Below are 23,513 nucleotides of genomic sequence, written 5' to 3' on the forward strand. Positions count from 1 at the left end.
TGCTGCACCAAGCTGGTGAATCGGACTAAAGTCCGTGTTGCAAACGCTACGGTTGTGATACCCGGTTGTATTGGAGTGTTGGAGATCAGGGATGGCAACGGCGCTGATAACAGAAATCCAGCAAGCGCAGACAAGGCTTCCGCTCTTGACCCGAGCGGATCGGGGAGCCCTTATCATTCGCATCCTCCGCGAGCTGAAGACGCATCGGCGGGAGGTCCTCGCAAATGTGCCGGCCGAGCGCTGCGTTTGGATCGACAGGCTGATTGCGTCCGTGTCCTCGACGATACCGGAAATCGTCAACATGCAGGACGCCGAGTTCAATCGTGTCTTGAACGAGTTCGAAAAGCTGATTGCGACGCTCGATGATATTTCGCATGCCGAGAAGCGGTCGAAGACAATTCACTGAGAGGGTCGCCAGCGGGCGGCCAAACGAGCGCCGCATCGGAAACCGATCGCTCAGCGTCAGCGTTCTCCTTCCATGACCGAAACGAAATCCGCCGCTGATCACGACCAGGCGCCGCCCAGTGAAGACGGTGCGAAGCCCGGCGCGGACATTTCTTTCCCTTACGACAGGATGACCGTCGAGCAATTCCGAAGACGCTTCCCCCGTGCTCGCTGGAGTGATGCCCGCAAGGCCTGGTTCGTTCCCGGGCCGACGGCGTCCCGCCGCATCGGACGATGGCTTGCCGAGATCGAGGCCGAAGCCGACGCCCATGCGGATGCGAAGGGCCGCGACGCCTTCGCCTTCGATCCCATCGACAGTCCATATCTCGAACTCGGCAAGGCAGGCTTCCGAATCCGCACGCCATATTCGAAGACCGTCGTCGACGAATTGCGCGAGGTGCCATTCTCACGGTGGGACGGCGATCTCAGGATATGGCACGTTCCTTTCCGGTCCTATGAGGAACTCCGACGCAGATGGCCCGATATTGAGGCAGCGGCTCGCAGAAACGAGCCGGAGGAAAGACGACGCCGGGCCGAGGAGCGGAAGGGGACTGAACAGGATACGCGCAGCAAACTCCGCCCTGCGGAACGAAAGCGTCACCGTTACCCGCTTCAGAGCGACGACCTGCCGCCGATAGGACGTCCTGTGGTCACCACCTATGGAATCGTCGTCTTTACCGAAATCACTGGCGAACTGGTCGACCCGGATGTCGTCGCGGACTTTTATCCCGGCGTTACCGAGGATCACGTCTGGGGATATTGGCGGGTGCCCACACTCGAAGAACTCATCCGCACCTGGCCCGCGAAAATGCTTCCGGTTCAGAACGCCGAGTGGTGGCTGCCGACAATTGAGGAACTGAGGCCGGCCCGCCGCACGGCAAGATCGCGTGAGGCCAGGAAATACGCGAAGACGCCGTGACCGCTGCTTGCCGTTGAAAAGAGGAGTGACATATGCCCGATTCCGATCGTCAGGCTCGGTGGCGCAGGGCGTCCACGAGCGCCACGAAAGCTGGAGAGGACTGCCTTCTGCTGGGATAGTAGAGGTGGTAGCCATCCCAGTGTGGCGAAAAGGCTTCCAGCACGCGTCTCAGACGGCCTTTCGCGACATGAGGAAGAGCGACGTCTTCCGGCACATATGCCAGGCCAAGTCCGTCCACAGCCGCTTCCACACTCTGATAGGAGTTATTAAAGGCAAGCTGTCCCTCCACCCTGATCCTGATCTCTTTCCCGTTGTCTTCGAACTCCCATGCCCAGAAGCCGCCATATGTGGGCAGGCGCTCGTTGATGCAGTTGTGGCGGACGAGGTCCTGCGGATGCTCCGGAACCCCCTTGCCCTCGAAATAGGAGGGTGCGCCGACGACGGCAAACGGGAAATCAGGCCCGATGCGCGTGGAGATCATGTCTTTGGCCACCTGCTCCCCCATCCGGACGCCGCCGTCGAAGCGCTCGGTCACGATGTCGGACAGCCCGTTTTCGCGGATCAGCTCCACCTTGATGTCAGGATTGTTCGGTAGGAAGCGCTGAAGCTTCGGCCAGATGATCCACCTTATTGCGTGGTCTGATGCCGTGATGCGGAGGTTCCCGGCTGGCTTTTCCCTGAACTCGGTGATGGTCTCGAGTTGCGCCTCGATCTCGTCGAAATGAGGCGCCACGCCTTGGAACAACCGTTCTCCGGCGTCGGTGAGCGAAACGGCCCGCGTGGTACGGGTCAGCAGCCGGATTCCGAGCCGCGTCTCGAGCTGGCGGACAACGTGGCTGAGCGCCGATTGAGACACACCCAGCTTCGCAGCCGCCCGCGTAAAGCTCTTCTCTCGGGCGACCGCCAGAAAGGCCATCAGGTCATTGACGCTCTCACGCGGCATTCACGAGCTCCTTCGGATCAAATGGCCGTTGTACTGAATTTGCTGAGGCTGGGCATTGAAATCATCGTGAACAGACGCCGGCGGTTCCGCTGAAGACGCAGCTGTCGCCGAAATTCTTCAGCCGCTCTCGCGCCGTGGAACAAGTTGCAGCGCCGGCCATTTGTCGTCCATGAAAACAGCCCTGCCGATGTCGCTGCTCGCTCTCACCATCTCCGTTGGCGGTGCTAGCGCGCGGGAACTCCGACCCGAAGCAATCAATACCGCTTCGATTGCTTCCATTGAGGCAGGGAAGCCCAAGTCCGCAGATCCAGACCCGGCGATCGTCCGCCTTCAGGTCCTGCTCGACCGTGCAGGCCCGTCTCCTGGCGTGATCGATGGCCTCTCCGGCGAAAACGTCGACAAGGCCGTGGCCGGTTTCGAGGCCATGAACAAACTTCCGGTCGATGGGAGGCTGGATCCAGACGTCGTCTCCCGCCTGGAAGGCAATGCCGCCATCGTTGCCCCGATCGTTGAAAGCTATGTCGTCTCGGCAGAGGATGCCAAGGGTCTCGTCGACAAGATCCCGGAAGACTATGGCGAGAAGGCGAAGATGCAGAGCCTGGGATATACGAGCGTTGCCGAGAAGTTATCCGAGCGGTTCCACATGGGTATCGATCTGGTAACCGCGCTCAACCCGGCTTCGCAGTTTGCTCCCGGCGATGCGGTGTGGGTCGTGACCCCCGGTCCTCCAAGGGAAGGAAAGGTCAAGAAGATCGAAGCCAACAAGAAGACGGGGCAGGTGCTCGCCTTTGCCGATGACGGGTCACTGCTTGCCGTCTATCCCGCGACGATCGGAAGCGAAGACAATCCGGCGCCATCAGGCAAGCACAAAGTCAAGGGCGTCGCGAGGATGCCGGTCTACCGATACGACCCGAAGCGCAACTTCAAACAGGGAAAGAACGACAAGGTTCTGACAATCCCGAAAGGCCCGAACGGTCCGGTCGGAACGGTCTGGATCGACCTGACCGAGCCGACTTATGGAATACATGGAACACCGGAGCCAAAGCTCATCGACAAGGTTGGCTCGCACGGTTGCGTGCGGCTGACGAACTGGGACGCCGAAGAACTGGCCGGCATGGTCAAGCCCGGTGTGCTCGTGGACTTCGTCAATCGAAGTTCGGCGACCCCTAAGTGACGCCTGAGCCTGCCGCCTGATCGTCAACAGTTCACGAAGCTTTGGCTTCGAAAGCCGGGGCGAAATCACCGAGCGATTTTGCCTTGAGGATCGTGGCCTCGATATCCTGCTCGACGATCGCTTCAAGATCGGCGAAGCTGTCGATGACATAGTAGATCGGCTGGAGGATATCGATCCGGTAGGGCGTCCTGAGAACGCTCAGCAGATCGAACGGCCGGAATTCGCACGCCTTGCCTTCCATTGCCGCCTTTGCTTCGCTTGGCGATGAGACGATGCCCGCGCCGAAGCAGCGACGACCGTGCGGCGTATTGATCAGGCCGAACTCGACGGTGAACCAGAAGATGCGGAACAGATGCCATGAATAGCCCTTGCCGAGGCGGACGGCCGTTTCGCCGAAATGCCGGACGAAATTGGCATAGCTCTGGTTGGTGAGCATGGGGCAATGTCCGAAAACCTCGTGGAACAGGTCCGGCTCCTCGATATAGTCGATATGCTCGCGACGGCGAAGGAAGGTTGCGAGCGGGAATTTGCCTTGCGACAGAAGTTCATAAAAGCGCGACGGCGGAATGAGCGCCGGCACGCCTTCGACGCCGAAGCCGGTGGTCTCGTTCAGGCGTCGGTTCACATCGAGAAGCTGCGGCACCTTATCGGGCTTCAGCCCCAGCATTTTGACGCCGTCCAGGTATTCGCGGCAGGCCATATCGGCCAGCAGTTTCATCTGACGCCGGTAGAGTTCGCCCCATATCGCATCTTCGTCAGGGGTGTAGTCATACAAACCGTCCGGGCCGGGCAGTTTGGCGGTGTAGCTGCTTTCCTTGGTCATAGGCTGATCCTCCCAGGCACGGCGCTATTCCTGCCATTATGATCCGGGTTTGGAGGATTTTCTTTTCTTTCATGCTGGTTATTGCCATAGTGATGGAAAATCTTCCCGAATGTGATGCGGAAAATGAAAGAAACTGGGAATTTTCGCCGCAAGCTTCTGCAACTCGTCCAGGCCGACGGCAGCCTTTCGCTGGCGGATCTGGCGGAAAAAGCCGGCATGTCGCAGAGTTCGGCATGGCGGAAGATCCAGGAGCTGGAAGCCGACGGCGTCATCCGCAAGCGGGTGACACTGCTCGATCCTGGCAAACTCGATCTCAAGCTCTGCGTCATCGCGCATGTGACGCTGGAGGATCACCACGAAGAGGCGGTCGCCTCTTTCGCTTCGGTGGTGCTGGAGCGGCCTGAGATCATGGAGTGCTACGCTCTATCCGGCGCCTTCGACTACATGCTGAAGATAAGGGCAAGCGACGTCGAAAGCTACGAAGCCTTCATGACCCGCTATCTCATGCGCAACCCGCATGTGCGCACTGTGGTCTCGAGCTTCGTGCTGCGCGAGCTGAAATTCTCGACCGAACTGCCGATCTAGAGCAATTCCAGAAAAAGTGTGAAGCGGATTTCCGTCCGGAATTGCGTAAGGGATGATGCGACGCTTGTCTCCAAACGAGGCGGCGGGATATCTTGTGCTGTCGACATGTCAGTGACCCGGCAAGAGCACCGGGAAGCCTTCGAATGTCTTCAGCGTGTCGAGGACAATCGACGTCTTCACGTGCTGCACCGACTCGTGGGGCAACAGCACGTCGTTGACGAATTTCGAGAGGTCGGCGAGCCCGCGGGTCGCGACCGTCAGGTGATAATCCATTTCACCGGTCAGCGCATAGGCCTCGAGAACTTCCGGCAACCCGTTGATCAGTTGCGAAAATCGGCGGGCATTGTCTCTGTTGTGGGTCGCAAGCGTCACGGAAATGACCACCAGCATATCCAGCCCCAGCTTCTGCCGATCGAGGTAAGCGCGGTAGCTCAGGATATATCCCTCAGCCTCCAGTCTCGTCCGCCGGCGCGAGCATTGCGACGGTGAAAGCGCAATCCGCTCGCCCAACTCGTTGTTCGTCAACCTGCCGTCCTTTTGAAGTTCCTGGAGCAGGCGCAAATCCAATTTATCGAGCGGCTCATCCATTGCGCGAGATCTCCAAAACACTCACAGATCGTGCATAATATCTTCCTGGGGCATGAAGAATGCAAGAACTTTGCACGCGTTTTGGGCCACACTTTGCATAGAAAAGCTATCTCCTCTGGAGGAAAGAAAATGGGTCCCTTCCCACATGACGCGCCGCCCTCGGAAATCACCGCCGACAATCCGGCGGGCACCGACGGCTTCGAATTCGTCGAATTTGCCCATCCCGAGCCCGAGAAACTGCGCGAGCTCTTCACACGCATGGGCTACGTCGTGGTCGCCAGGCACAAGACGAAAGACATCACCGTCTGGCGACAAGGTGACATCAACTATCTGCTGAACGCCGAACCCGGCAGTCATGCCGCCCGTTTCGTCGCAAATCATGGCCCCTGTGCGCCATCGATGGCATGGCGCGTCGTCGACGCCAAACACGCCTTCGACCACGCCGTGTCAAAAGGTGCTGTTCCCTATGAAGGGGACGACAAGGCGCTCGACGTCCCGACAATTGTCGGCATTGGCGGCTCGCTGCTCTATTTCGTCGAAACCTATGGGGCAAAGGGATCGGCTTTTGAAGCCGAGTTCGACTGGCTTGGCGAGCGCAACCCGCATCCCCAGGGAATCGGCTTCTATTATCTCGACCACCTGACGCACAACGTCTTCCGCGGCAACATGGACAAGTGGTGGGATTTTTACCGCAACCTGTTCAATTTCAAGCAGATCCACTTCTTCGATATCGATGGACGCATCACCGGTCTGGTGAGCCGCGCCATCACCTCACCCTGCGGCAAGATCCGCATTCCGCTGAATGAATCGAAGGACGACACCAGCCAGATCGAGGAATATTTGAAGAAGTACCGGGGCGAGGGCATCCAGCACATCGCCGTTGGAACGGAGGATATCTACGACGCCACCGACAGGCTTGCCGACAACGGTCTGCGCTTCATGCCGGGTCCGCCGGAGACCTATTACGACATGTCCTATGAGCGCGTGAACGGCCATAGCGAGCCGATCGAGCGCATGAAGAAACACGGCATCCTCATCGATGGCGAAGGCGTGGTGAATGGCGGCATGACGAAAATCCTGCTGCAGATCTTCTCCAAAACAGTCATTGGCCCGATCTTCTTCGAATTCATCCAGCGCAAGGGCGACGAAGGCTTCGGCGAAGGCAACTTCCGGGCGCTTTTCGAGTCGATCGAGGCCGATCAGATCAAGCGTGGTGTCATCGGGACTGCAGCGGAGTAAACTCTATAGCGCCGCGCATCTTTCAGACGCGCGGCGCTGGAGTGTTCGGGGAGGAGTGAGCATGGACCAGACATCGATCCAGACGTCGGATGGTGAAGCCGCAACGGCAAACACGCTGAAATATATGCCGGGATTCGGCAATGACTTCGAAACCGAGTCGCTTCCCGGCGCCTTGCCGCAGGGCCAGAACAGTCCGCAGAAATGCAACTACGGTCTTTATGCGGAGCAGCTTTCCGGCTCGCCGTTCACCGCGCCGCGCGGGACCAACGAAAGGTCCTGGCTTTACCGCATTCGCCCGAGCGTGCGTCACACCCGCCGCTTCTCCAACGCTTCCTATCCGCTTTGGAAAACCGCACCCAGCTTCGACGAACATTCGCTTCCCCTCGGCCAGCTTCGCTGGGATCCCATCCCCGCACCCTCGGAGAAGCTGACGTTTCTCGAGGGGGTGCGGACCATCACGACGGCAGGCGATGCCACCACCCAGGTGGGCATGTCAGCCCATGCCTACGTCTTCAATGAGGACATGGTCGATGACTACTTCTTCAACGCCGACGGTGAACTGCTGATCGTGCCGCAGCTCGGCGCCATCAGAGTGTTCACCGAAATGGGCATCATGGACGTCGAGCCCCTGGAAATATGCCTCATCCCGCGCGGCATGATGTTCAAGATTCTGAAGGGCGGTGAGCAGACCGTCTGGCGTGGCTATATCTGCGAAAACTACGGCGCGAAATTCACCTTGCCGGACCGCGGACCGATCGGCGCCAACTGCCTGGCAAACCCGCGCGACTTCAAGACACCTGTCGCCGCGTTCGAGGACAAGGAAACGCCGTGCCGTGTTCATGTGAAGTGGTGCGGAAAATTCTATGTCACGGATATCGGCCATTCGCCGCTTGATGTGGTGGCCTGGCACGGCAACTATGCCCCGTTCAAATACGACCTGCGGACGTTTTCTCCGGTTGGAGCGATCCGCTTCGATCACCCCGATCCGTCGATTTTTTCGGTGCTGACCGCGCCGACCGAAGATGCGGGCACGGCGAATGTCGATTTCGTGATCTTTCCGCCGCGCTGGCTGGTCGCCGAGCACACCTTCCGTCCGCCCTGGTACCACCGCAACATCATGAGCGAATTCATGGGCCTGATCCACGGCCAGTATGACGCCAAGGAGGAGGGCTTCGTGCCGGGCGGCATGAGCCTGCACAACATGATGCTTCCCCACGGGCCGGACGCGCTCGCCTTCGAAAAGGCATCCAATACCGAGCTCAAACCCGTGAAGCTCGATCACACCATGGCCTTCATGTTCGAGACCAGGTACCCGCAGCAACTGACGAAATACGCCGCCGAGCTTGAAACGCTGCAGGATAATTACCTGGAATGCTGGGATGGGCTGGAACGCAAGTTCGACGGAACCCCCGGTATCAAGTGATGCATCAAGTGAAGTCATCCTCCGGCACGGGATCTCGGACATGAAGCTTGCGACGTTAAAAGACTCCACGCGGGACGGCCGGCTGGTCGTCGTTTCCCGCGACCTGACCCGCTGTTCGGAGGTCGGTCACATTGCCCGGACCCTGCAGGCAGCGCTCGATGACTGGGCGCATGTGGCTCCGAGACTTCAGCTGATTGCCGAAGGCATCGAGACCGGCGCCCAGCCGACGATCCGCTTTCACGAACATGACGCTACGTCACCGTTGCCGCGAGCCTACCAATGGGCCGATGGTTCCGCCTACGTCAACCATGTCGAACTGGTGCGCAAAGCGCGCGGCGCCGAAATGCCGGCAAGCTTCTGGACCGATCCGCTGATCTATCAAGGCGGGTCGGACGCGTTCCTCGCGCCGCGCGACCCGATCTTGGCGGCTGACGAGGCATACGGGATCGACATGGAAGGTGAGGTCGCCGTCATCACCGGCGACGTTGCCATGGGTTCCAGCCCGGACTCCGCACGCGGCGCCATCCGCCTGCTGATGCTCGTCAACGACGTGTCGCTGCGCGGTCTGATCCCGGGCGAATTGGCGAAGGGGTTTGGTTTCTTCCAGTCGAAGCCGGCATCGGCATTTTCTCCGGTCGCGGTAACGCCGGACGAGCTCGGAGATGCCTGGGACGGCGGAAAGCTGCATCTGCCGCTGCTGGTCAGCTTGAACGGCAAGCCATTCGGCAAGGCGAACGCCGGCATCGACATGACATTCGATTTTGGCCAACTGATCGCCCATGCCGCCAAAACCCGTAACCTCCTGGCCGGAGCGATCATCGGCTCGGGAACGGTGTCCAACAAGCTCGACGGCGGCCCGGGCAAGCCGGTGGAAGAGGGAGGAAGCGGCTACTCCTGCATTGCCGAAATCAGGATGATCGAGACGATCGAGACCGGATCGCCGAAGACCGCCTTCATGAAGTTCGGGGATCAGGTTCGCATCGAGATGAAGGATAAGGCCGGTCATTCGATCTTCGGGGCGATCGAGCAGACGGTCGAAAAATACCAAGGGGCCGACCGGCTATGAACGAGGTCGTCCTCTACGACTACTGGAGATCATCGGCGAGCTATCGCGTCCGCATCGCGCTCAATCTCTTGGGCGTCGATTATCAGACAGTCCCCATCAACCTGTTGGAAGGGGCGCACAAGACCCCGGAGTATCTGGCGCTCAACCCGCAGGGACTGGTGCCGACATTGGTGATCGACGGAAGAACCCTAACGCAATCGCTGGCAATCATCGAATATCTGGCCGAGCTTCGGCCGGAATACGGATTGCTGCCACCTGACATTGCCGATCGCCAGAAAGTCCGCGCCCTTGCCTATGCGGTCGCCATGGATATCCATCCGATCTGCAACTTGCATGTCGTGTCGCATCTGATGAGCATGACCGAGAAGGCCGATGCCCGCGAGGAATGGATGAAACATTTCATCACCGACGGACTGCGCAAACTGGAATCCATGATCGGCGAAGCCGATGGCGCGTTCAGCTTTGGGGATGCGCCGACGATGGCGGATCTCTGTCTCGTTCCCCAGGTCTACAACGCCCGCCGCTGGAGAGTGGAGTTGACCGCTTTCAAGCGCATCGTCGATATCGACGGCAGGTGCGCAGACCTGCCGGCCTTCCAAGCGGCGCATCCTGACCGCGTGCGACCGTAGCGGCAGACCAGTCGCAACTAAATCCGAAGACTCACTGCCTCTCCTGCAGCTCTCGCATCAATTGACGGCAGCGTATCGGATCGCGTGGACTGGGACCTGCCCTCGCCACCGGCAAGCGCGCCGCCCCCGCCAGGCGCCGCACCGCAGGAGAGCGCAACACCCGCCGACATGCCGTCAGACCCCAGCGCTTCCGAGGAGGTGGCGGCCTCCGAACCCGGCGACCTGACCACGGAGGCGGTTGATTTCGTCAACCGATACAATGACGAATGGTCGAAAGACAGTGCCTCGGCGTTGGCCTTTATGAAGGGCGTCTATGCCGACGAGGTCTCCTTCTTCGGAAACTCGGTCAACGCTGGCCGGAGCGCATCTACAGCGTCAAGCCGGGCTCCGTGACTGCCAGCTGTGCCGGAAAATGCGAAATGTCAGGAATTGTCGAGTGGTCCTCGTCAATCGCGTCGTAAGTGATGCCCACGGTCTGCGCCTTGGCGGCCGTCAGCCACGCGATGCCTTCAGGTGGTGCCGACATCACGTAGGCGATGGCAGTCTCGGACAATCCCAGCTGGTTGAGATAAGCTCCGACCAGCGCATTGGCGACGCCGCTCTCGCTGGCCTTCCCGTCGACCACGCGATAGGCGGCATGGAAGCCGATATTGGATTCGGGCTGAAGAAACCGAGGCGATCCGGCAAGCCAGGTGAGGGCGCAAGCTGAAGCACACAAGGTCCCCGGCGGGGTGGCCGTCGCAAAGCCTCGAAGGCGGATGGCACGCCCGATCTCGATCTCGGCTTTGAGATCCCCGCCCTCGCTGTTCAGAAAAACAAGGGCCTTGCTGGAGGCCGTGGCCAGGTTTCTGAAGACGATTTCGTCACCGTCATTCAAGACGCCCGTGACGGAGATCAGGTCCGTATCATTCTCTAACAGCTGTCGCGTGATCTCTGCCGCAGACAGAGGAAATGACAATAGAAACAGCAACCCAGCAACGATTCCCCCGCGTTTGTGGTTACTATTGAACATTGCGACGAATGTTCTTGCAAGCCTGGGCTGATCACCGAGGTACGTGACCACCTGCGGGAGATTGGCGTCGTGCCGTCAGCGTGATCGCCCCCAAGGCGGGGGAGAAAGATGCTGCAATACAAGAAGCGCGCTCCATACGGGATGTCGATGGTTGCTCCCTGGCTTCTGGTGCTTGCCTATACCTATCACCGAGCGTGCGCGTCATCGAGGATATGTGGGCATTTCAAAATGCCACTCTGCCGACCTCGACAGCGTGCGACGGGCGTCGCAGCGAGCCGGCGGCTCCTGCGATGTTTAGGTTGCGTCTCTTCGCCTCGTCGGTCGTTGATCCCGCGAGGAACCTCTCGATCTCACGCAGATGCCCTGGCTTGACGGCGTCGTCCTCGCATTGGCCATAGTGCCCCTTCCAGATATTCGCGGCGATTGGGCTGTTCACTGCCTCGGTGATCGCTCGTTTCGCAACGTCGTTCTCGGAAACGAGGTTTTTCTTCATCAAGGTGTGGATCGCTTCGCCAAGAACGACGGCCGAATCGTGGAAGTTGATATGCTCGACCGCGGTGTAGATTGGATCTCGTCGTCCGTCATCGAGGCAATGGTGCGCGGTGAAAATCCAATCATGAATCATGTAGGCGGGTGCATACCCCCACGGATTGAAGCCCTTGAACGGTTGAACGATCTTCGGCACGGAGCCGCCGTCGGTATACATGACGCTTGGAACGATCGGAGCCGAATTGACGCCTGGACGACGAAACGTCAACGGGGCATGAGGGTCGGGCACGAATACGAATTTCCCGTCGCCGGCCCTGTCGCCTTCTCCGACCCACATGACGATCAACGTTCCAGAGAAGGTGCCAGCCTGCAGATCGCCGAAATCGATGGTCGTGCAGCTCGCAAGCACGGACGCCATTGATGCCGCGATTAGCATTACCGACCTCTTTCGTCGGCTTGGTCTTCGGCGAATCGAGTTTGCAATCCCAGCCAGGTTCGTCATCAGTGAGTCGCTCCCCTCTCACGTTGACAATTTCCAGGCACCTTGAGCGCCTGGAAAATCTGCGTTTTTATATGCCTGTTGGGGTTGGGCTCTTGCTTCGGGTTTTCACTCCAGAACTAAAGAGCAACAAGCCCTACTCAGCTGCACCCGCTCGTCGCGCCACAAGTATCGCACTTCTCGCAGGTACCATTCCGAACCATCGTGAAGTTCTGGCACTCCGAGCACATGTTGCCGGTATAGCCCTGCATGATCGAGCGCTGGCGGCGTTCGGCTTCGCGCTTCTTGGCTTCGGATTTTGCCGATGCCGCGTCGGCTGCCGCCTTGTCGGAGAAGAGGGCTGTCGCGTCGCTGGTGATTTCCTCGGTCACCTCTTCGGCGATCTCCTCGGCCAATTCCTTGGCGCGCTCCTCGTAGTCGCGCTTGAAGGCGACGATTTCGGAGGTGGAGACGGCGATCGTCGGCTCCAGCTTGCGGGCAGCGCTGCCTGCAAAGACGGTCACAGTGCCGGTGGACGTGGCGCGGGCAGGGGCGGCGGTGGCCGCACCCTTGGGTTCGCCTGCCTGGCGTTCGCCGCCGGTGCCGGACACCAGCGTCGGCTTGTAGCCGCGGGTCCAGCCGGTGGAGAGCAGGTTGGTCTTGCCTTCCTGAATGCCCTTGCCGAGCGCCGTGTTCGAGAAGTCGGACGTATCGACATGCGCCAGGTCGTGGCGGCCGAGATAGGAGACGGCAAGCTCGCGGAAGACATAATCGAGGATCGATGTGGCGTTCTTGATCGCGTCATTGCCGATGACCATGCCGGCCGGCTCGAACTTGGTGAAGGTGAAGGCCTCGACATATTCCTCGAGCGGCACGCCATATTGCAGGCCGAGCGAGATGGCGATGGCGAAATTGTTCATCATCGCACGGAAGGCCGCGCCTTCCTTGTGCATGTCGATGAAGATCTCGCCGATGCGGCCGTCGCCGAATTCGCCGGTGCGCAGATAGACCTTGTGTCCGCCGACGGCGGCCTTCTGGGTATAGCCCTGGCGGCGGTTCGGCAGCTTCTCGCGTTCGCGCGAAACCCGCTCGATCACCCGCTCGATGATCTTCTCGGTGACGGTGACGGCCTGGGCGGCGAGGGGCGCCTGCAGCAGTTCCTCCAGCGCATCCTCGTCGTCCTCGTCCTCGATCAGCGAGGAGTTGAGCGGCTGCGACAGCTTCGAGCCGTCGCGATAGAGCGCGTTGGCCTTGAGGCCAAGCTTCCAGGAAAGTATGTAGGCGTTCTTGCAATCCTCGACGGTCGCCTCGTTCGGCATGTTGATCGTCTTGGAAATCGCACCCGAGATGAAGGGCTGGGCAGCCGCCATCATGCGGATATGGCTTTCCACCGAGAGGTAGCGCTTGCCGATCTTGCCGCAAGGATTGGCGCAATCGAAGACCGGCAGGTGCTCATTCTTGAGGAAGGGCGCGCCTTCCAGTGTCATCGCACCGCAGACATGGATGTTGGCGGCTTCGATGTCCTTCTTCGAGAAGCCGATATGGTCGAGCAGGCTGAAGCTCATGTCGGCGAGCTGTTCGTCGGAAACCTTCAGCGTCTCCTTCAGGAAGTCAGCGCCGAGCGTCCACTGGTTGAAGACGAACTTGATGTCGAAGGCGCTCTTCAGCGCGGCGTTGACGGCCTCCACCTTCTCGTCGGTGAAGCCCTTGGTCTTCAGCGACGACGGATTGACGGCCGGCGCCTGGTTCAGGTTGCCATGGCCGACAGCATAGGCCTCGATCTCGGCGATCTGGCTTTCCGAATAGCCGAGCGTGCGCAGCGCGTCGGGCACGGCGCGGTTGATGATCTTGAAGTAGCCGCCGCCGGCGAGCTTCTTGAACTTGACGAGGGCAAAGTCGGGCTCGATGCCCGTCGTATCGCAATCCATGACGAGACCGATCGTGCCTGTGGGCGCGATGACCGAGACCTGGGCATTGCGGTAGCCATGCTGTTCACCGAGCTCGAGCGCCTTGTCCCAGGCCGATTTGGCGTGGGCGACGAGATCCTGGTCCGGGTTTTCCGAATGGATCAACGCGACCGGGTTGATCGACAGCGCTTCATAGCCGGAGCTCTCGCCATGCGCCGCACGGCGATGGTTGCGAATGACCTTGAGCATGCTCTCGCGGTTCGGCGCGAAATTCGGGAACGGGCCGAGCTCGGCGGCCATTTCGGCCGAGGTCGCATAGCAGATGCCGGTCATGATCGCGGTCAGCGACCCTGCGATGGCGCGGGCCTCAGTGGAGTCATAGGGAATGCCCGACGACATTAGCAGGCCGCCGATATTGGCGTAGCCGAGGCCGAGCGTGCGGTATTCGTAGGAGAGTTCGGCAATGCGCTTCGACGGGAACTGCGCCATCATGACCGAGACTTCGAGCACGACGGTCCACAGGCGAACCGCATGTTCGTAATCGGCGATGTTGATGCGCTTGGTGGCCTTGTCCTTGAACTGCAGCAGGTTCAGCGAGGCAAGGTTGCAGGCCGTGTCGTCGAGGAACATGTATTCCGAGCACGGGTTCGAGCCGCGAATCGGGCCGCCGGCCGGCGAGGTGTGCCAGTCGTTCATCGTCGTGTTGAAGTGGATGCCGGGATCGGCCGAAGCCCAGGCAGCGTAGGAGATGGTTTCCCAGAGATCGCGGGCCCTCAGCGTCTTCATCACGCGGCCGTCCTTGCGGGCGGTCAGGTTCCATTCGCCATCATTCTCGACGGCGCGCAGGAAGTCGTCCTTGATCGAGACGGAGTTGTTGGAGTTCTGGCCGGATACCGTGAGGTAGGCTTCCGAATCCCAATCCGTGTCGTAGGTCTTGAATTGGAGATCCTTGTAGCCCTGGCGGGCGAACTGGATGACGCGCTGGACGTAGTTCTCGGGAACCTGGTCCTTCTTGGCGGCGCGGATTTCGCGCTTCAGGGCAGGGTTCTTGTTGGGATCATAGCAATCGCCATTGTCACCGCCTTCGCAGTTGAAGCAGGCCTTCATGATCGCCTTCAGATGCTTGGCGACGACCTTGGAGCCGGTGACGAGGGCTGCGACCTTCTGCTCTTCCTTGACCTTCCAGTTGATGTATTCCTCGATATCGGGATGGTCGATATCGACGACCACCATCTTGGCGGCGCGGCGCGTCGTGCCGCCCGATTTGATGGCGCCGGCGGCGCGGTCGCCGATCTTCAGGAAGCTCATCAGGCCGGAGGATCGGCCGCCGCCGGAAAGCTTTTCGCCTTCGCCGCGCAGCATCGAGAAGTTGGAACCGGTGCCGGAGCCGTATTTGAAGAGTCGCGCCTCACGCACCCAGAGATCCATGATGCCGCCTTCGTTGACGAGATCGTCCTCGACAGACTGGATGAAGCAGGCATGCGGCTGCGGGTGTTCGTAGGCCGACTTGGACTTGGTCAGCTTGCCGGTGAAGGGATCGACGTAGAAATGGCCCTGGCCGGGACCGTCGATGCCGTAGGCCCAGTGCAGGCCGGTGTTGAACCACTGCGGCGAGTTCGGGGCGACGCGCTGGGTGGCGAGCATATAGGCAAGCTCGTCCTTGAAGGCCGAGGCATCTTCCTCGGAGGAGAAATAGCCGCCCTTCCAGCCCCAATAGGTCCAGGTGCCGGCAAGACGGTCGAAGACCTGGCGCGCATCGATTTCGGAGCCGGTCTGCTCGTCCTTGGACAGGGTCTTCAGCGCAGCATCGTCGGGAACGGAGCGCCACAGGAAGGAAGGAACATCGTTTTCCTCGACCTTCTTCAACCGGGTGGGAACGCCAGCCTTGCGGAAATACTTCTGCGCCAGAACGTCGGTCGCGACCTGGGAGAACTGCGCGGGAACATCGATATTCTCGAGGCGGAACACGATCGAACCGTCAGGGTTCTTGATCTCGCTCGTCGCCTTGCGGAATTCGATATCCGCATAGGCGCCTTGGCCGGCCTTCGTGAAACGACGTTCGATGCGCATGGTCTTGACCTCGTGTTGGCGCCCGGTCCCCGCGACCGGGGCGCAAAATTCCTATCCGGCGGCACTTTGTCGTCGCGCAGCCAGTCTCGTTTCCGTATCGTGACAGGGGTGTCATCCGGAGATGATCTTCCTGTATCTTGTGGTGATGGTGGCTGCAAACACTAAATATAGTATTAACAGCTTATTATCGCCAGCCCCGATGTCACTTTTTTTGGAGGCTGAAAACCGCGCAAAAATCCTGTCGGGCCTGAACCGTTCCCGGTCCATCGCCCTGATTCCGCGTCCTAATTTTCAAAAGGGAACCGGGCTCGTTACCTCCGGTCCTGTCGCCGCCGCAACATCAGGAATAGTAAAGTTTGAAACAGCTGATTCCGTCAAGGGCTGGCTTTTAATTGATTGCTAACCACAACATGTTGTGGATGCGCCTGTGGAGATTGGGGAAAGCCGGGGAGCGCTGATATTACAATGGCTTGCAGGTGTTGCCGGCTAAGGAAAAGGTCGGAACGGCAAAAAAGCGTCCTGCGGCAAATCTTGTGATGGCAATTCTGACGCAAATGGGCATGGCGATTCGCAGAGGAAATCAGGGCTCTTAAATCGCATCGATGGCGATGGTAACGATGGCGACGCCAATCGGCCTGTTCTCTTCGTCCATGACGACGAAGCTCGCCTGCGTTTCGAGATTCTGGGTGGATTCGTTGCGTTCGGCCCGGTCGATGAAGATCTCCCGGGAGCTGTTGGCGAAGGTTCTGAGGTATTTCTCCTCGTCGCCCTGCCAATAGTCGGCGGTGATGGTGCTCTGCCCGACATTCAGCCCATGCGAGTCGGTGACGAAAAATTCGACGATCACCCCTTGCGAGGCGTCCTGCCTGGCTTTCAGATAGTGCGACACGGATTTGTCGAGCAGCAGCGTGACCATGTGCAGGTGGTGCTGATCGACCTCCGACCGGTAGGTCTCGTCGAGCACCCGCATATCCATTTCGCTGACATCGCCGAATTTCGCGTTCTGTTCGGCAATGGCGTTCAGCACCAATGGTGTCTCCACTATCGGTCGGATCCGCTTCTCGACGTAATCGCGCACGAGGGGAATATAGGCAGGCTCAGAGTGGACGGGCATCAGCGGAAACAGAAAGGTCGCCAGCCCGACGGTCACAACCGCTCCGATATGCCCCCACCGCGCCATCTTGTTTCCTTATATCGCATCGTTTGTTGCACGCTTTAAGCGCAATTTGATGCGATTCGCAGCTTCTTACAGCGCCGCGCGTCTTCTTTAGACGCGCTAAGGACGCTGTAACACTTAGAATTGCTGCATAATTTTATCCTTGAATCGATTCCGATTTAAGGCGTTATGCAGTGTTTATGCGAATAAGATAAAATAGATGTGCAGATCCCGATAGCGGATTCAGAAAACCTCGCCGACAAAATCTGGAACAATTTCAAGTGGTAAATGCGAAGGTTGCGCGTTGCGATCGGTGGCGATCAGCGCGCGCCCTTGGCGATCGGCTCCTGATAGGTGAAGCCCATGTCCCAGGGGAAGTAGATCCAGGTATCCTGGCTCACCTCGGTGATGAAAGTGTCGACGGTCGGCACGCCCTTCGGCTTGGCATAGACGCAGGCGAAATGTGCCTTCGGCAGCATGGCGCGCACCTGTGCGGCGGTCTTGCCGGTATCCGTCAGGTCGTCGACGACGAGCACGCCTTCGCCGCCATTTTCCTGAAGTTCGGGTGCTATTCCCTTGAGCAGCACCATGTCACCCTGGTTCACATAGTCATGATAGGACGCGACGCAGACGGTCTCGATCAGCCGGATGTTCAGTTCGCGCGAGATGATCGCTGCCGGAACGAGGCCGCCGCGGGTGATGCAGACGATCGCCTTGAACGTCTGACCAAGGCCCGCAAGCCGCCAGGCAAGCGCGCGCGCATCGCGGTGGAACTGATCCCAGGAAACGGGAAAGGCTTTATCGGGAAGTGACATCGGGCTGCTCCGCGGCATGAAAAAACGACACGCCGTTTGCCGGCGACCGGACGGGCTTGAAGCGGCGATTGGCAAAACGCAAATCGCGCAGCCGGAACTGCGCGAGATGGGCCGAGGCTCGAAGCTGTCATCGGTCGCCGCAATTAGCGGGATTTGCCGGCAAAAGGCAAGAGCAGCCAATCAACGCGATAACAGGGTCAGCGCCGTCATCGATTGCAGCAGGGTCTTGGTCGTGCCGCCGAAGATCATCTGCCAGAGCCAGGAATGCGTATAGGCGCCCATGACGAGAAGATCGATGCTGCTGTCCGAAAGCCTGTTTTCGATGACATGCGATGCGCTCTTGTCGACACTTTGCGCCGTCGAAAGCGTCGTCTTCACGCCATGACGCGCAAGCGTCGCGGCAATGTCGCCACCAGCGGTCAGCGGCGATTGCAGCGCCGTGTCGGCCGGATCGACCGAAAAGATCTCCACCTCGGCGGCGGCTTTGAGGATCGGCAGCGCGTCGAAGGTTGCGCGCGCGGCCTCCTTCGAGCCGTTCCAGGCGATCAGCACGCGCTTGATCGGCTTCGGCTGGCGGATGATATAGGGGATCATCAGCACCGGCCGGCCGCTTTCGAAGAGGAAACTGTCGACGTCGACGTGGCTGTCGGAAGGTCTGGCCGGGTCGGCCTGCGATGCGATCAAGAGATCGGCGCTGCGCGCACTTTCGATCAGCGGTGCGGAGCCGTATCCGGTTGATGTGGCAAAGCTGCGCCATTCGAAGGAGGCGCCTGATGCTTCCGCTTTCGCCCTGAAGATGCGCTCAACCGCAATCGTTTCGCTATGCGCCATGTCCTGCAGCGCCTGCACGGCGACGGGATCGGGGATTTCCATCGGCGCCACCAGCGGCACGGCGGAGATGATTTCGGCATGCAGGCCGATCACATGGGCGCCGCTTTCGGCGGCGATGGCAAAGGCGAAATCGGCAACCGCGCCGCTATTGTCTGATGTATCGAGAATGGCAAGAATAGTTTTGTAAGACATATCAATTCTCCTTGCGCTGAAATGGCGTGCGCCAGGGAAGGAATGCACCGGACCCTTCTGCTGTTCCTTGATGGGGATCAAGGATGGCCCTGAGTTCCGGCGTTGCCCTCAAGCCTCGGCAGAATGGTTTTCGGCGATGTCCTTCCTTTGGCGGATGGCGTCGATCATCTCCTGGACTTCGGTGCCTGCCGCATCGATTGCCGCCTGCGAGCGGCCACGCACGACGATCTCGGTCGAGAATTTCTGGCCGACATAGCGCGGGTAGGAGCCGATGCTGGTTTCCGGATGGGCCTTCTGGATCGCGGTCAAGGGCGTGCCGATCTCGCCTTCGCCGTAAGGGCAGGCGATGGCGAGCGAGAGCACCGGCGTGCCGCTCCGAAGCGTCGGCAGCACATTGTCGACCATCGCCTGGAAGACCTGCGGCACGCCGGCCATGACGTAGACGTTGCCGATGATGAAGCCGGGCGCGGTCGAGACCGGATTGGCGATATGCACAACCCCGCGCGGCATGCGCGCCATGCGCTGGCGCGCCTCGGTGAATTCCATCTCGCGGCGCCGGTACATCTCGGCAAGCAGCGTCATTGCCGCTTCGTCATATTCGCAGGGCACGCCGAAAGCCTTTGAGATGGCATCGGCGGTGATGTCGTCATGCGTCGGCCCGATACCGCCCGAGGTGAAGACGTAATCATATTTGCCGCGAAGCGCGTTCAGCGCCTCGACGATCGCCTCCTCGTCGTCGGCGACGATGCGCACCTCCTTGAGGTCGATGCCGGAAAGGGTGAGCAGGTCGGCGAGGTGGCCGATATTTTTGTCCTTGGTGCGGCCGGAAAGAAGTTCGTCGCCGATGGCGAGCATGGCGGCGGTGACGACGATGTCTTGGCTCATGGGATGTTCCGTGATCTGAGGCTGGTGAATAGGTAGTGCCGTTCGGCCGCTTTGCAAACAGCCAGAGCATGATGCCGAAAAGTGCAAGCGGGAACAGCATTCAGATTTCAGGCCGAGCCAGCCGGAAATCTGAATGCTGTTCGGCGATACCTTCATTTTTGCTGAAATGAAAACGCAAGTGAATTTTCGTCTACGGATGCTGAACACTGAGTTCTTCAAGGCATGGCTGTGTTCGGAAATAGGCGCTGATAGAACTCCCTCGGTCACGAAATTCAACCAGTGCTCCAAGGGAGATTGAAGATGGCGAAGGTTCTCGTCCTTTATTATTCGGCTTACGGCCATATCGAAACCATGGCCTACGCCGTTGCCGAAGGCGCGAAGTCGGCCGGTGCCGACGTCACCGTCAAGCGCGTTCCGGAACTGGTTCCGGAAGATGTCGCCAAGGCTTCCTATTACAAGGTCGATCAGGCGGCTCCGATCGCCACCGTCGACGAACTGGCCGACTATGATGCGATCATCGTCGGTGCCGGCACCCGTTTCGGCACGGTCGCCTCGCAGATGCGCAATTTCTGGGATCAGACGGGCGGCCTCTGGTTCGCCGGCAAGCTCGTCGGCAAGCTCGGTTCGGCCTTCACCTCTTCGGCCACCCAGCACGGCGGCCAGGAATCGACCATCCTCGGCTTCATCCCCACCTTCCTGCACCAGGGCATGGTCGTTGCCGGCCTGCCTTATGCCTTCCAGGGCCAGATGGGCACCGAGGAAGTCAAGGGCGGCTCGCCCTACGGCGCTTCCACCATCACCAATGGCGACGGCTCGCGCCAGCCTTCCGAGATCGAGTTGGAAGGCGCGAAATACCAGGGCGCCCATGTCGCCAAGCTGGCCGCCAAGCTCGCCTGATCTTTGAGGCTGGAATGATGAAGGCGCGGCGGGCGTGGACTCGCCGCGCCTTTTTTGTCCATAGACAGACTGGCGGCCCTTGATCGGCGGCGGCTTTCGAGAGGATGCTTGACCGATCATTCATCGGTGCTGCCGGCCAAAACAGGCACGATTTTTACGCCTCCCGGCTCTTCCCATCGCCCATGGCGCAAGATATTGAAAACGCGAGCGCGGGCGTGGCGAAACTGGTAGACGCAAGGGACTTAAAATCCCTCGGCCTTGGCTGTACGGGTTCGACCCCCGTCGCCCGCACCACAACTATCCTGTTTGAATTTGTCCGTATCTGCGCGTAAAAGCGTGTTTTTGCTTGACAATGGCATTTTCGATGCAAGGATTGCGCCGCGACAGTAGGGCGGTTGAGTAAGTATTGTCTTGTGGGAGTAAGACGATGGTTTACGATTGGAATGGGACTAGGGTTCGGCGCATCCGGATCTTCAAGACCAGCGTCGCACTTGTTCTCGGAACTGCGATAGCTGCGATACCACTGTTCTTCTGGGCAGTGCAGTTGGGCGATTTCTAACTCGAGATAATCAGCGTTCTGCGAAGGGAAGCGCGTTTGACGCTTTGGTCTCGCGCCACCTGTTGATCACCCAGCCAGCGAGCAACCCGAGGGCAGCGCCCATCGCCTTGATGCCGGCATCGTGCAGGCGCGGATGGCGTGTTGGTGTGAGATACTGCAGATATTCGATGGCGACCGCACCGGCGATCAGCAGCACCGCCACCATCTTCCACTGTTTGGGATAACCGAGCGCGAAGGCGAGGCCGACCAGAACAAAGGCGCCCCCACGGTCGGTATCGACCGTCGTCATCGTTTCCGGCCTCAGCCCGATCGGCGAAACGGTGACGAAGAGGATGAGGGCGAGCAGCAGCCAGGCGAGCGGTCTTGCGAATTTGAAGATCATCATGACTTCATATTAGTGGCCGGGCTTTTCATTGACAGTTAAAATCAGTTCATGTGCCATCAATTTTGCGACTGGCTTAAGAAAGGCTTTCCCCCAGAGCGATCCAGCGCTGAAGCGAACTGGAAATGGCTGAAACGGGCTTTCTTTTGTCGATCGGCTCGTGCCATAGCGGCGGTGGCTAATCATGAGAATGGACCACGCCCGTGACGAGACTTGATGTCGAAAGCGCCGAAGAGGCAATGCGCAGCCTGTTTCCGGCAACGCCGCTGCAGCTCAATGATCATCTGTCGGCCCGCTACGGTGCCGATATCTGGCTGAAGCGCGAGGATCTGTCGCCGGTGCGCTCCTACAAGATCCGCGGGGCCTTCAATTTCTTCCGCAAGGCGATCGGGCAGGGTGCCGCCGGCAAGACCTTCGTCTGCGCCTCGGCCGGTAATCACGCCCAGGGCTTTGCTTTCGTCTGCCGCCATTTCGGCGTGCCGGGCGTCGTCTTCATGCCGGTGACGACACCGCAGCAGAAGATCGACAAGACCCGCATGTTCGGCGCCGAATTCATCACCATCCGGCTGTTCGGCGACTTCTTCGACCAGTGCTACCAGGCCGCCCGCGAACACGTAGAGGCGGTCGGCGGCGTCATGGTGCCGCCCTTCGATCATGCCGACATCATCGAAGGCCAGGCAACCGTCGCCGCCGAAATCATGCAGCAGCTGCCGAAGGGAACTGTGCCGGACATGGTCGTCCTGCCGGTTGGCGGCGGTGGACTTGCCGCCGGCATCACCGGTTATCTCGACGGCACGGTGCCGAAATCGGCTTTCGTCTTCACTGAGCCCGCCGGCGCGCCGAGCCTTAAGCGCAGCATCGAGGCGGGCGCGGTAGTGACACTTGCGAAGGTCGACAATTTCGTCGACGGCGCGGCGGTGGGGCGCATTGGCGACCTGAACTTCGCGGCTCTTCGCGATTTTCCGACAAGCCAAGTGCAACTCATGCCGGAGAACGCCATCTGCGTCACCATTCAGGAAATGCTGAATGTCGAGGGCGTCGTGCTCGAGCCGGCCGGCGCGCTGTCGCTGACGGCGATCGCCGCGATGGACGGCCAAACAATTCGCGGCAAGACCATCGTTGCCGTCGTCTCCGGCGGCAATTTCGATTTCGAGCGTCTGCCTGACGTAAAGGAAAGAGCCATGCGTTACGCAGGGTTGAAGAAATACTTCATCCTGCGGCTCGCCCAGCGCCCTGGCGCGCTTCGGGATTTCCTCAATCTGCTCGGCCCCGACGACGATATCGCCCGCTTCGAATATCTGAAGAAATCGGCGCGCAACTTCGGCTCCATCCTGATCGGTATCGAAACCAAGGCGCCTGAGAATTTCGCCCGGCTGATCGGAAATTTCGAAGCAGCCGGCATGGGTTACGAGGATATTACCGAAAACGAGATCCTCGCCAACCTGATCATTTGACTTGGCGATAGCGATGCCGTCGTGCTAAAGGCGGTTCATGGCTTCGTTCATTTCAAATATCTTTTCGATGTTCTCCGGCGGCGGAAAACCGGCCACGGAAGCGGCAGGCCCTTCGGGCGAGCCGCAGCTCTACGGCGATTGCACGATCTATGCCGAACCGCGTAGGGAAGGCAGCCAGTATCGCCTTGCCGGCCGCATCGAAAAGAAGGTCGGCGACGAGGTGCTGGTGCGCAATTTCATCCGCGCCGATCTGTTTACCTCCTCCGACGATGCGATCGAATGCACGGTGCGCAAGGCGCAGCAAATCATCGATCAGCATGGTTCGTCGCTCTTTGGTGACGGCGAGAAGCTTCGTCAGGTCTGAATCGGGATCCGGGCATAGGTCCCTGATAGCGGCTGCAACTATTCCTGTGTGTGACCCGGGGCCCTCCAGCGAGCGCGTTCTCACTCACGCAATCTTAAAGGATTGCGGTGAAAGGTATCGCCTGCAGGATTTGCAGGACACCCCCAGTGTTTGACTGTTTCGGACGATTGACCAAAGCATTCGCTGTCG

At 59.7% G+C, this 23,513-nt stretch carries 24 protein-coding genes, 1 tRNA gene and 1 pseudogene; 15 read left to right on the plus strand and 11 right to left on the minus strand.

Annotation, left to right across the window (positions count from 1 at the left end):
• Positions 1–91: 91 nt before the first annotated feature.
• Both CUJ84_RS07585 and CUJ84_RS07590 read left to right on the plus strand, forming a co-directional pair.
• On the plus strand, positions 92–406 hold the full coding sequence (locus CUJ84_RS07585) for a hypothetical protein (protein ID WP_027684999.1): 315 nt from the start codon (positions 92–94) through the stop codon (positions 404–406).
• Positions 407–478: 72 nt separating this feature from the next.
• Positions 479–1,363 carry a hypothetical protein gene (locus tag CUJ84_RS07590; RefSeq protein WP_105005744.1) on the plus strand — a complete coding sequence of 295 codons (885 nt, stop codon included), beginning with the start codon at positions 479–481 and terminating at the stop codon, positions 1,361–1,363.
• Positions 1,364–1,412: 49 nt separating this feature from the next.
• Here CUJ84_RS07590 and CUJ84_RS07595 read toward each other — a convergent pair whose 3' ends face one another.
• Complete coding sequence (locus tag CUJ84_RS07595; RefSeq protein ID WP_105005745.1) at positions 1,413–2,306, minus strand: LysR family transcriptional regulator; 894 nt, start codon at positions 2,304–2,306, stop codon at positions 1,413–1,415.
• A gap of 160 nt (positions 2,307–2,466) precedes the next feature.
• Between CUJ84_RS07595 and CUJ84_RS07600 the strand changes: the two genes are divergently transcribed.
• On the plus strand, positions 2,467–3,480 hold the full coding sequence (locus CUJ84_RS07600) for a L,D-transpeptidase family protein (RefSeq protein WP_105005746.1): 1,014 nt from the start codon (positions 2,467–2,469) through the stop codon (positions 3,478–3,480).
• 31 nt (positions 3,481–3,511) lie between these two features.
• Here CUJ84_RS07600 and CUJ84_RS07605 read toward each other — a convergent pair whose 3' ends face one another.
• Positions 3,512–4,303: a phenylalanine 4-monooxygenase gene (locus CUJ84_RS07605; protein WP_105005747.1), complete on the minus strand. Its 792-nt coding sequence runs from the start codon at positions 4,301–4,303 to the stop codon at positions 3,512–3,514.
• A gap of 123 nt (positions 4,304–4,426) precedes the next feature.
• Here CUJ84_RS07605 and CUJ84_RS07610 point away from each other — a divergent pair, with 123 nt between their 5' ends.
• Positions 4,427–4,888, plus strand: a complete 462-nt coding sequence (locus CUJ84_RS07610; RefSeq protein ID WP_105008117.1) for an Lrp/AsnC family transcriptional regulator — start codon at positions 4,427–4,429, stop codon at positions 4,886–4,888.
• Positions 4,889–4,996: 108 nt separating this feature from the next.
• On the opposite strand, the gene CUJ84_RS07615 is transcribed toward CUJ84_RS07610, so the two are convergent.
• The gene (locus CUJ84_RS07615; protein ID WP_105005748.1) at positions 4,997–5,476 is read right to left on the minus strand and encodes an Lrp/AsnC family transcriptional regulator; all 480 of its coding nucleotides are present in this window, start codon (positions 5,474–5,476) and stop codon (positions 4,997–4,999) included.
• A 129-nt stretch (positions 5,477–5,605) separates the two neighbouring features.
• On the opposite strand from CUJ84_RS07615, the gene hppD reads away from it, so the two are divergent.
• The 5 genes and pseudogenes from hppD to CUJ84_RS07640 all read left to right on the plus strand — a co-directional run.
• Entirely contained in the window at positions 5,606–6,715 is a 1,110-nt protein-coding gene (gene hppD, locus CUJ84_RS07620; protein ID WP_105005749.1) for a 4-hydroxyphenylpyruvate dioxygenase, read from the plus strand.
• 61 nt (positions 6,716–6,776) lie between these two features.
• Positions 6,777–8,138: a homogentisate 1,2-dioxygenase gene (gene hmgA, locus CUJ84_RS07625; RefSeq protein ID WP_105005750.1), complete on the plus strand. Its 1,362-nt coding sequence runs from the start codon at positions 6,777–6,779 to the stop codon at positions 8,136–8,138.
• 40 nt (positions 8,139–8,178) lie between these two features.
• Positions 8,179–9,204: a fumarylacetoacetate hydrolase family protein gene (locus CUJ84_RS07630; RefSeq protein ID WP_105005751.1), complete on the plus strand. Its 1,026-nt coding sequence runs from the start codon at positions 8,179–8,181 to the stop codon at positions 9,202–9,204.
• Positions 9,201–9,833, plus strand: a complete 633-nt coding sequence (gene maiA, locus CUJ84_RS07635) for a maleylacetoacetate isomerase (protein WP_105005752.1) — start codon at positions 9,201–9,203, stop codon at positions 9,831–9,833. Before CUJ84_RS07630 ends, maiA begins: the two co-directional genes overlap by 4 nt.
• 93 nt (positions 9,834–9,926) lie before the next feature.
• Positions 9,927–10,273, plus strand: a pseudogene (locus CUJ84_RS07640) (hypothetical protein); the annotation flags it as partial.
• On the opposite strand, the gene CUJ84_RS07645 reads toward CUJ84_RS07640, so the two are convergent.
• The 3 genes from CUJ84_RS07645 to CUJ84_RS07655 form a co-directional block, all read right to left on the minus strand.
• The gene (locus CUJ84_RS07645; RefSeq protein WP_245457536.1) at positions 10,201–10,845 is read right to left on the minus strand and encodes a hypothetical protein; all 645 of its coding nucleotides are present in this window, start codon (positions 10,843–10,845) and stop codon (positions 10,201–10,203) included. The pseudogene CUJ84_RS07640 and the gene CUJ84_RS07645 sit on opposite strands and share 73 nt — an antisense overlap.
• A gap of 223 nt (positions 10,846–11,068) precedes the next feature.
• Positions 11,069–11,770, minus strand: coding sequence for a DUF1353 domain-containing protein (locus tag CUJ84_RS07650; protein ID WP_245457537.1), 702 nt, complete (start codon positions 11,768–11,770; stop codon positions 11,069–11,071).
• A gap of 203 nt (positions 11,771–11,973) precedes the next feature.
• On the minus strand, positions 11,974–15,789 hold the full coding sequence (locus tag CUJ84_RS07655) for a vitamin B12-dependent ribonucleotide reductase (protein ID WP_105005754.1): 3,816 nt from the start codon (positions 15,787–15,789) through the stop codon (positions 11,974–11,976).
• Between the two features lie 121 nt (positions 15,790–15,910).
• Between CUJ84_RS07655 and CUJ84_RS37870 the strand changes: the two genes are divergently transcribed.
• On the plus strand, positions 15,911–16,192 hold the full coding sequence (locus CUJ84_RS37870) for a hypothetical protein (protein ID WP_155257504.1): 282 nt from the start codon (positions 15,911–15,913) through the stop codon (positions 16,190–16,192).
• Between the two features lie 186 nt (positions 16,193–16,378).
• Here the strand turns inward: CUJ84_RS37870 and CUJ84_RS07660 are convergent, their stop codons facing one another.
• The 4 genes from CUJ84_RS07660 to CUJ84_RS07675 all read right to left on the minus strand — a co-directional run bounded on the left by CUJ84_RS07660 (position 16,379) and on the right by CUJ84_RS07675 (position 19,668).
• The gene (locus CUJ84_RS07660; protein WP_105005755.1) at positions 16,379–16,969 is read right to left on the minus strand and encodes a hypothetical protein; all 591 of its coding nucleotides are present in this window, start codon (positions 16,967–16,969) and stop codon (positions 16,379–16,381) included.
• A gap of 296 nt (positions 16,970–17,265) precedes the next feature.
• Positions 17,266–17,760: a xanthine phosphoribosyltransferase gene (gene gpt / locus CUJ84_RS07665; RefSeq protein WP_105005756.1), complete on the minus strand. Its 495-nt coding sequence runs from the start codon at positions 17,758–17,760 to the stop codon at positions 17,266–17,268.
• Between the two features lie 180 nt (positions 17,761–17,940).
• Entirely contained in the window at positions 17,941–18,783 is an 843-nt protein-coding gene (locus tag CUJ84_RS07670) for a universal stress protein (RefSeq protein ID WP_105005757.1), read from the minus strand.
• 108 nt (positions 18,784–18,891) lie between these two features.
• Positions 18,892–19,668 carry a competence/damage-inducible protein A gene (locus CUJ84_RS07675; protein ID WP_105005758.1) on the minus strand — a complete coding sequence of 259 codons (777 nt, stop codon included), beginning with the start codon at positions 19,666–19,668 and terminating at the stop codon, positions 18,892–18,894.
• Positions 19,669–19,801: 133 nt separating this feature from the next.
• On the opposite strand from CUJ84_RS07675, the gene CUJ84_RS37875 reads away from it, so the two are divergent.
• The 3 genes from CUJ84_RS37875 (at position 19,802) to CUJ84_RS07685 (ending at position 20,859) form a co-directional block, all read left to right on the plus strand.
• Complete coding sequence (locus CUJ84_RS37875) at positions 19,802–19,966, plus strand: hypothetical protein (RefSeq protein ID WP_158686909.1); 165 nt, start codon at positions 19,802–19,804, stop codon at positions 19,964–19,966.
• Between the two features lie 2 nt (positions 19,967–19,968).
• A complete protein-coding gene (gene wrbA, locus CUJ84_RS07680) occupies positions 19,969–20,565 on the plus strand; it encodes an NAD(P)H:quinone oxidoreductase type IV (protein ID WP_105005759.1) in 597 nt (198 codons plus the stop codon).
• A gap of 209 nt (positions 20,566–20,774) precedes the next feature.
• Positions 20,775–20,859: transfer RNA gene (locus tag CUJ84_RS07685), tRNA-Leu, on the plus strand.
• Positions 20,860–21,134: 275 nt separating this feature from the next.
• Here the strand turns inward: CUJ84_RS07685 and CUJ84_RS07690 are convergent.
• On the minus strand, positions 21,135–21,509 hold the full coding sequence (locus tag CUJ84_RS07690; protein WP_027684981.1) for a VanZ family protein: 375 nt from the start codon (positions 21,507–21,509) through the stop codon (positions 21,135–21,137).
• A gap of 200 nt (positions 21,510–21,709) precedes the next feature.
• Here CUJ84_RS07690 and ilvA point away from each other — a divergent pair, with 200 nt between their 5' ends.
• Together ilvA and CUJ84_RS07700 are read left to right on the plus strand one after the other, a co-directional pair.
• The gene (gene ilvA / locus CUJ84_RS07695) at positions 21,710–22,960 is read left to right on the plus strand and encodes a threonine ammonia-lyase (protein ID WP_105005760.1); all 1,251 of its coding nucleotides are present in this window, start codon (positions 21,710–21,712) and stop codon (positions 22,958–22,960) included.
• A 37-nt stretch (positions 22,961–22,997) separates the two neighbouring features.
• The gene (locus CUJ84_RS07700; RefSeq protein WP_105005761.1) at positions 22,998–23,324 is read left to right on the plus strand and encodes an HlyU family transcriptional regulator; all 327 of its coding nucleotides are present in this window, start codon (positions 22,998–23,000) and stop codon (positions 23,322–23,324) included.
• Positions 23,325–23,513: the final 189 nt, after the last annotated feature.

This window comes from Rhizobium leguminosarum (assembly GCF_002953715.1).
Lineage (GTDB): Bacteria > Pseudomonadota > Alphaproteobacteria > Rhizobiales > Rhizobiaceae > Rhizobium > Rhizobium leguminosarum_V.

Coding starts and splice junctions, on each gene's coding strand:
- CUJ84_RS37870 (WP_155257504.1), top strand. CDS start 15,911: ATGATCTTCCTGTATCTTGTGGTGATGGTGGCTGCAAACACTAAATAT.
- CUJ84_RS07610 (WP_105008117.1), top strand. CDS start 4,427: ATGAAAGAAACTGGGAATTTTCGCCGCAAGCTTCTGCAACTCGTCCAG.
- hppD (WP_105005749.1), top strand. CDS start 5,606: ATGGGTCCCTTCCCACATGACGCGCCGCCCTCGGAAATCACCGCCGAC.
- CUJ84_RS07585 (WP_027684999.1), top strand. CDS start 92: ATGGCAACGGCGCTGATAACAGAAATCCAGCAAGCGCAGACAAGGCTT.
- CUJ84_RS07655 (WP_105005754.1), bottom strand. CDS start 15,789: ATGCGCATCGAACGTCGTTTCACGAAGGCCGGCCAAGGCGCCTATGCG.
- wrbA (WP_105005759.1), top strand. CDS start 19,969: ATGGCGAAGGTTCTCGTCCTTTATTATTCGGCTTACGGCCATATCGAA.
- maiA (WP_105005752.1), top strand. CDS start 9,201: ATGAACGAGGTCGTCCTCTACGACTACTGGAGATCATCGGCGAGCTAT.
- CUJ84_RS07615 (WP_105005748.1), bottom strand. CDS start 5,476: ATGGATGAGCCGCTCGATAAATTGGATTTGCGCCTGCTCCAGGAACTT.
- CUJ84_RS07700 (WP_105005761.1), top strand. CDS start 22,998: ATGGCTTCGTTCATTTCAAATATCTTTTCGATGTTCTCCGGCGGCGGA.
- CUJ84_RS07660 (WP_105005755.1), bottom strand. CDS start 16,969: ATGGCGCGGTGGGGGCATATCGGAGCGGTTGTGACCGTCGGGCTGGCG.
- gpt (WP_105005756.1), bottom strand. CDS start 17,760: ATGTCACTTCCCGATAAAGCCTTTCCCGTTTCCTGGGATCAGTTCCAC.
- CUJ84_RS37875 (WP_158686909.1), top strand. CDS start 19,802: ATGCTGTTCGGCGATACCTTCATTTTTGCTGAAATGAAAACGCAAGTG.
- CUJ84_RS07690 (WP_027684981.1), bottom strand. CDS start 21,509: ATGATGATCTTCAAATTCGCAAGACCGCTCGCCTGGCTGCTGCTCGCC.
- CUJ84_RS07675 (WP_105005758.1), bottom strand. CDS start 19,668: ATGAGCCAAGACATCGTCGTCACCGCCGCCATGCTCGCCATCGGCGAC.
- CUJ84_RS07595 (WP_105005745.1), bottom strand. CDS start 2,306: ATGCCGCGTGAGAGCGTCAATGACCTGATGGCCTTTCTGGCGGTCGCC.
- CUJ84_RS07670 (WP_105005757.1), bottom strand. CDS start 18,783: ATGTCTTACAAAACTATTCTTGCCATTCTCGATACATCAGACAATAGC.
- CUJ84_RS07650 (WP_245457537.1), bottom strand. CDS start 11,770: ATGCTAATCGCGGCATCAATGGCGTCCGTGCTTGCGAGCTGCACGACC.
- CUJ84_RS07645 (WP_245457536.1), bottom strand. CDS start 10,845: ATGTTCAATAGTAACCACAAACGCGGGGGAATCGTTGCTGGGTTGCTG.
- CUJ84_RS07605 (WP_105005747.1), bottom strand. CDS start 4,303: ATGACCAAGGAAAGCAGCTACACCGCCAAACTGCCCGGCCCGGACGGT.
- CUJ84_RS07590 (WP_105005744.1), top strand. CDS start 479: ATGACCGAAACGAAATCCGCCGCTGATCACGACCAGGCGCCGCCCAGT.
- CUJ84_RS07630 (WP_105005751.1), top strand. CDS start 8,179: ATGAAGCTTGCGACGTTAAAAGACTCCACGCGGGACGGCCGGCTGGTC.
- hmgA (WP_105005750.1), top strand. CDS start 6,777: ATGGACCAGACATCGATCCAGACGTCGGATGGTGAAGCCGCAACGGCA.